The sequence below is a fragment of the Mycobacterium sp. TH-M82 genome (assembly GCF_057473605.1).
In genome coordinates this window covers 1-2,064 of record NZ_JBYCKY010000458.1, presented here as the reverse complement: position 1 = coordinate 2,064, position 2,064 = coordinate 1, and the positions used below count along the sequence as shown (strand labels likewise).

General features: G+C 66.9%; 4 protein-coding genes. All 4 read right to left on the bottom strand.

Annotated features, from left to right (window positions below):
- On the bottom strand, nt 1-589 hold a 589-nt coding region (locus AC2VON_RS14145; protein ID WP_486953516.1), incomplete at its 3' end, for a DnaB-like helicase N-terminal domain-containing protein.
- Nucleotides 590-952: 363 nt separating this feature from the next.
- Complete coding sequence (gene rplI, locus AC2VON_RS14140) at nt 953-1,411, bottom strand: 50S ribosomal protein L9 (protein ID WP_486953515.1); 459 nt, start codon at nt 1,409-1,411, stop codon at nt 953-955.
- A gap of 34 nt (nt 1,412-1,445) precedes the next feature.
- Complete coding sequence (gene rpsR, locus AC2VON_RS14135) at nt 1,446-1,700, bottom strand: 30S ribosomal protein S18 (RefSeq protein ID WP_486953514.1); 255 nt, start codon at nt 1,698-1,700, stop codon at nt 1,446-1,448.
- Nucleotides 1,701-1,729: 29 nt separating this feature from the next.
- The coding region (ssb, locus tag AC2VON_RS14130; RefSeq protein WP_486953513.1) for a single-stranded DNA-binding protein at nt 1,730-2,064 on the bottom strand (335 nt) is incomplete at its 5' end.

Genomic DNA, 2,064 nt, shown 5'->3' with positions numbered 1-2,064 from the left:
CGATGGCATCGATCTCGTCCATGGTCGGTTGCAGCAGGTCTTCCAGCGGGACGAAATCCTCGGACAGCCGCCGCTCGGTGACCTCGTAGATCTCGGCTTGCGCGCGATCGACCACCTCGGCGACGTCGGACCCCTCGGCACCGGCGTAGCCGTACTGCACCACCCGGGTGCCGGCCTCCACCAGCCGGCGCAGCAACGACTTCTCCGCGACAATCCCCGCGTAGTAGCCGGCGTTGGCCGCCGTCGGCACGGTCGCGATCAACGTGTGCAGATACGGAGCGCCCCCCACCCTGCGCAGCAGGCCCCGGCGATCCAGTTCGGCCGCGACCGTCACCGCGTCGGCCGGCTCACCGCGGCCGTACAGATCCAGGACGGCGTCGTAGATGTTCTGGTGCACCGGGCGGTAGAAATCGCCCGGCCGCAGCCGCTCCAGCACGTCGGCGATCGCGTCCTTGCTCAACAGCATGCCGCCCAGCACCGACTGCTCGGCGACCATGTCCTGCGGCGGCTGGCGACCAAACCCCTCGCCGGGAGGCGGGGCGTCGGTGTCGGGGTAGCCCAGATTGCCCAGGTCGTCGATGACCGCCATGCGCTCCCACCTTCTCCTCGGCAATCTCATCTATCTCATCGAACGCATATTCGATGTTAGCTGCCTCCGACGCTAGGTCACAGCACTGACAGTGCCGTGTCGCTATCTCCCGGATGCCGCTGCCACCTCGCGACGGGTTGACGGTAGGCGTTGCCGGCGATGCCACCAAACGCGGTTGTTCATGACGTTGTGCATCGGATGGGGATATCCGCCCCACCGATGTTGGCGAAGTGGGGAACGCCTGTGCACCAACGGATGTCGGTGCAGCGTTTCCGCAGATAACCGCGGCGCGCGGTGGCAGATTCGGTGTGGAGGAATCCTCTCCGGCGTGTCGAATCGGGTCGACATCCGGGCGTGTTGCGGTTAGGTTAACGCGACGACCTCGAGGGTGACCTGGATGTCGACCTCGGGATGCAGGCGCACCGAGACCGGATGGGTGCCGACGGTCTTGATGTGCGCCTTGGGCAGGAGCACGATCCGTTTCTCCAACTTGGGCCCGCCGGCTTTCTTGATGGCGGCGACCACATCGCCGGCGGTCACCGAGCCGAACAACTTGCCGGAGTCCGAAGAGGTCTTCATCGGCAGCACAACCGGGCCCAGCGCATCGATCGCGGTCTTGAGCTCGTCGGCGTGCTCGCGGTCGCGCACCGCCTTGGATTCGCGGGCGCGCCGGATGTCGTCGGCCTGCTTCTGCGCGCCGCGCGTGGCGACGATCGCCAACTCCCGCGGGAGCAGATAGTTGCGCCCGTATCCGTCCTTGACCTCGACGGTGTCACCGGGGGCACCGAGATGCTCGACCTCCGCGGTCAGAATCAGCTTCATGGGTTTCATACCTTCTTCGTCGGTGCCCGCTCGCCTACCGCGCCGGTGCGATGAACGGCAGCAGCGCGACCTCGCGGGCGTTTTTCACCGCCAGCGCGATGTCGCGCTGGTGCTGCACGCAGTTGCCGGTCACCCGGCGCGCGCGGATCTTGCCGCGCTCGCTGATGAAGGTACGCAGTAGCGTGGTGTCCTTGTAGTCGATCACCTGGGCCTTGTTGGAGCAGAACGCGCACTTGCGCGTCTTGATCGGCTTCTCGGGAGCGGGTCGTCGTCTGTTGGATTTAGCCATCTGGGTCTCACTTTCCTGCTGTCTGGTCTTTAGAAGGGCGGTTCGTCGTCACCGCCGCCGAACGAACCCGTGGTGGGCGCGCTGCCCCACGGGTCCTCGCCGGCTCCTCCACTGGTCGCCGCGGCCTCGGCGGCCGGCTGAGCCTGCCCGCCGCCGAAGCCGCCGCCACCGCCGCCGCGGCTGACCTTATTGATCTTTGCTGTGGCATACCGCAGCGACGGACCGATCTCGTCGACCTCGAGTTCGATCACGGTGCGCTTCTCTCCCTCGCGGGTCTCGAAGGAGCGCTGCCGCAGCCGTCCGGTCACGACCACCCGTGCTCCGCGGGTGAGGCTTTCGGCCACGTTCTCAGCCGCCTCGCGCC